6 protein-coding genes and 1 pseudogene are annotated in these 3,132 nt (G+C 58.2%); 3 read left to right on the top strand and 4 right to left on the bottom strand.

What is annotated here, in order from left to right; all coding sequences use genetic code 11:
• Positions 1–61: 61 nt before the first annotated feature.
• The 3 genes from LOC54_RS11885 to LOC54_RS11875 all read right to left on the bottom strand — a co-directional run bounded on the left by LOC54_RS11885 (position 62) and on the right by LOC54_RS11875 (position 1,669).
• Positions 62–382: a hypothetical protein gene (locus LOC54_RS11885; protein ID WP_279314001.1), complete on the bottom strand. Its 321-nt coding sequence runs from the start codon at positions 380–382 to the stop codon at positions 62–64.
• Between the two features lie 13 nt (positions 383–395).
• Positions 396–536, bottom strand: coding sequence for a hypothetical protein (locus tag LOC54_RS11880; protein ID WP_279314000.1), 141 nt, complete (start codon positions 534–536; stop codon positions 396–398).
• A 134-nt stretch (positions 537–670) separates the two neighbouring features.
• On the bottom strand, positions 671–1,669 hold the full coding sequence (locus tag LOC54_RS11875) for an aldo/keto reductase (protein ID WP_279313999.1): 999 nt from the start codon (positions 1,667–1,669) through the stop codon (positions 671–673).
• 231 nt (positions 1,670–1,900) lie between these two features.
• Here LOC54_RS11875 and LOC54_RS11870 point away from each other — a divergent pair.
• From LOC54_RS11870 to LOC54_RS11860, 3 genes and pseudogenes are all read left to right on the top strand, one after another.
• Positions 1,901–2,014 (top strand): annotated as a pseudogene (locus LOC54_RS11870) (IS5/IS1182 family transposase); the annotation flags it as partial.
• Positions 2,015–2,121: 107 nt separating this feature from the next.
• A complete protein-coding gene (locus tag LOC54_RS11865) occupies positions 2,122–2,379 on the top strand; it encodes a FitA-like ribbon-helix-helix domain-containing protein (protein ID WP_039732546.1) in 258 nt (85 codons plus the stop codon).
• Positions 2,376–2,798, top strand: coding sequence for a type II toxin-antitoxin system VapC family toxin (locus LOC54_RS11860; protein ID WP_279313998.1), 423 nt, complete (start codon positions 2,376–2,378; stop codon positions 2,796–2,798). The genes LOC54_RS11865 and LOC54_RS11860 overlap by 4 nt, the downstream gene beginning before the upstream one ends.
• On the opposite strand, the gene LOC54_RS11855 is transcribed toward LOC54_RS11860, so the two are convergent.
• Entirely contained in the window at positions 2,776–2,946 is a 171-nt protein-coding gene (locus LOC54_RS11855) for a hypothetical protein (RefSeq protein ID WP_279313997.1), read from the bottom strand. The two genes, LOC54_RS11860 and LOC54_RS11855, sit on opposite strands and share 23 nt — an antisense overlap.
• Positions 2,947–3,132: the final 186 nt, after the last annotated feature.

Raw genomic sequence — 3,132 nt, 5'->3', positions numbered from 1 at the left:
ACAATGCCGTTTGTAACTCACTGACCTCTTGCTCATCAGTTCAGTTTAGCACGGCTCAAAGTTAACGTGACAGCACCAGCTCAAGCCGGAAGCCAACAGGTAGGGAGGGGAGGGCGGTTTCGACCATCGTGCGGGCAACGGCCGCGTGGTCCGCGCTTTGGGGGAGTTCAGTGTCCGGCAGGAAGTCGCCATCGGGAAGCGCGCTGCCGGCGATGAGGACGGGCAGGGGAGGGGAGAAGCAGGCGGTTGAGAGAATGGGGCGCAACACGTCGGCCGAAGCGTCGACCTCGCCCAGACGTTGCCGGGTGAGACGATCCACCTGTTCGAGAACACGCGGGCGAAGAACGGACCAGGATCCGGTCAGGTGGAGAGCGTCAAGCATTGCCCCATATTGTTTAGCGGGCAGGGGCGAACTTGCCATCCCCGAAAACGACCCCGTAAGGCGCAAGAAGAGCAGCGAACTCGGCCAGCCTGCCCTTGTTGTGGCTGGCAAGGACCAGGCGGCTGCCCTGTTTCAGTGGCAAGTGTGCGCTCATACGATCTCCGCTGTGTTGACGACCTGTTCTGTTAGGCCCGTCAGACCTCAGGTAACCTTCTCCACACTCTTCCTGCAACGACAAGAGAAATCAGATTACCTGATACAGGACAATCCCAACCCACAAGTGCCGGGTCAGCGTCCCGGAGGAGCCATGAATTCGGGACCGACAGGGTCCTTGATGCAGGTCTTTAGGATCGTATCGATGTCGCGCAGATCATCAGCACTCAGATGCCAGCCCACTGCATCCGCGATCGCTGCAATCTGGTCCGGACGACGTGCTCCCCACAGGGCAATCGTCGGCCCCTGATCGAGCACCCAGCGAATGGCCAGCGCCAGAAGCGACTTGTCATGCTTCTCACGCGCAAAATCCCGTAACTGGCGCATGGCTTCCAGATACTGGGCAAAGCGGGGCGACTGGAACTTGGGGTCGGCACTCCGCAGATCATCAGAACCAAACGTGGTCTCGGCTGTCATCTTGCCTGACAACAGACCACGACAGAGCGGCCCGTAAGCCAGGATAGTCAGATCGTGCTGGCGCGCATACGGCAGGATATCCCGCTCCATGCCGCGTTCGAACAGATTGTAAGGTGGCTGCACAGCGGACAGCGGCGCGACTGAACGGAAAGCCTCCATCTCGGCGATGGTGAAGTTGCTGACACCAAGCGCCAGCACCTTGCCTTCCTTGACCAGATCTTCGAGCGCGCGGGCTGTCTCCTCCATAGGCACCGCGGAATCCGGCCAATGGACCTGATAAAGATCGATGTAATCGGTGCGCAGACGACGCAGCGAGTCCTCGATTTCCTTGCGGATGCGCGCCGGTGACGTATTGCGGAACGGCTTGTGATCTTCTTTCCAGTCCAGACCAGCCTTGGTTGCGATCGCCACCTTCTCCCGTTGTCCGGCAAGGGCCTGTCCCACAATCTCTTCCGAGTGGCCAAACCCATAGACAGGGGCCGTATCGATCAGCGTGATCCCCAGATCAACGGCTTCCTGAATGGTGGCAATGGCGTTCTTGTCATCCGGACCGCCCCACATCCATCCGCCAATAGCCCATGTGCCGAGCGCTATGCGTGAGACGGGTTGTTTAAGCCCGCGGATGGTGGTCGTTTCCGTAACAGATGCCTGTGTCATGAAGACTCTCCGTGTTTGTGAATCCGGGATGACGGGGGTAACCGTCGCCTATGCAACGTGCCACAGCGGGATAAGATCTGTTACCCGCTCCCACAAGGCGCTGCCATGCCCCACTCTCTTCGCTCTTTCCTGTGCGCAAATATGCAGGGATCTGGAGGGTTCGAAAAACCCTCTGGTTTTAGGTTTCTCTGTGTGATTCCCTCTCTTGTGTGATGACTGGAGGAGTGGCTGATGAAGCAGTCTGGTTTCTTTGATGTTGAAGAGCGGCTTGCCCGGTTGAGCGGGCCTGGTGATCAGCTCGAAGCATTTTCCCGGACTGTGGATTTTGAAGTCTTCCGCCCTGACCGGGTCAGTTCTCAGTGAAAATCAACATTCATGTCCCTCAAACACTCCAACCTGCACTTGATGATTGAAGAATGTGCAGTCAATGACTACAATGCTGTTATTGCCTAATGGAGGTTCCCGTGGCCGTCATGACCATCCGCAATATCGATGACAGTCTCAAGCAGCGGCTTCGTCTGCGCGCAGCGCAGCATGGGCGTTCCATGGAAGAAGAGGTGCGCGATATCCTGCGCTCGGCTCTTTCCGCTGAAGTCTCTCAGGGGGTAGATGCCGGTCAGGCCATCCACCAGCGTTTTGCCAGGCTCGGCGGGGTAGATCTGCCTGCGGTATCCCGTGAGGCCATCAGGGATGTGGATTTCGGAGTGTGATCGTTCTCGACACCAACATCCTCTCCGAACTGATGCGCTCCGGGCCTGACAGGGCGGTGCTGGTCTGGATGTCCCGTCAGTCCATGATGACCCTCTTCATCACGGCCATTACCCAAGCCGAGGTCCTGTATGGGCTGGAGCTGCTACCGGAAGGACGACGGCGGGATCTGCTGATCGCGGCCGCCCGTACCATGTTCGAAGAGGATTTCTCCGGCCGTATCCTGCCTTTCGACGGAGAGGCGGCCCGTGTTTATGCCGAGATCGCCTCCCGACGCCGGCAGGCCGGAGAACCCATCAGTCAGTTTGATGCACAGATCGCGGCCATCACGCAGTCCCGTGGCGCATCCCTTGCGACACGGAATACACGCGATTTCCTCAACTGCGGTATCACCCTCATCAATCCGTGGGATGAGGCGTAGGGAGGGCGTCAATGGCGACTTGAATCCGGGCCAGATCGGCATCCAGAAGAGCAAGAACCTGATCGGCAGGGACAGTGGGTTTCGTGCTGTTGCGTGCCTTGCGGATTGCAGCCCTTGTGGCAGCCCGTTCGTCGGAAAGGTCCGTCATGGTCATGTCTTCATCGCCTCGTGTTTCGTGGCAGCGACAGGGGCAGAAATCCGCCATGCGTAATCGCAGACATTATCAAGCAATTCTGCTCGTTGTGTCTGACTGTAAGCTAGCAGCCTGTCGGGTTGGGGTACTCTGTGAAGTGGTGATGTTGTAAGGTGGTGAGATGAGCAGCTTCATCCCGTT

Source organism: Acetobacter sp. AN02, assembly GCF_029759835.1.
Classification (GTDB): domain Bacteria; phylum Pseudomonadota; class Alphaproteobacteria; order Acetobacterales; family Acetobacteraceae; genus Acetobacter.
The sequence above is the reverse complement of the archived record's forward strand: the minus strand, read 5'-3'. Positions and strand labels throughout refer to the sequence as shown.

Excerpts from the sequence above, each read along its gene's own strand:
- LOC54_RS11865 (WP_039732546.1), top strand. The coding sequence starts at position 2,122 with ATGGAGGTTCCCGTGGCCGTCATGACCATCCGCAATATCGATGACAGT.
- LOC54_RS11875 (WP_279313999.1), bottom strand. The coding sequence starts at position 1,669 with ATGACACAGGCATCTGTTACGGAAACGACCACCATCCGCGGGCTTAAA.
- LOC54_RS11885 (WP_279314001.1), bottom strand. The coding sequence starts at position 382 with ATGCTTGACGCTCTCCACCTGACCGGATCCTGGTCCGTTCTTCGCCCG.
- LOC54_RS11880 (WP_279314000.1), bottom strand. The coding sequence starts at position 536 with ATGAGCGCACACTTGCCACTGAAACAGGGCAGCCGCCTGGTCCTTGCC.
- LOC54_RS11855 (WP_279313997.1), bottom strand. The coding sequence starts at position 2,946 with ATGACGGACCTTTCCGACGAACGGGCTGCCACAAGGGCTGCAATCCGC.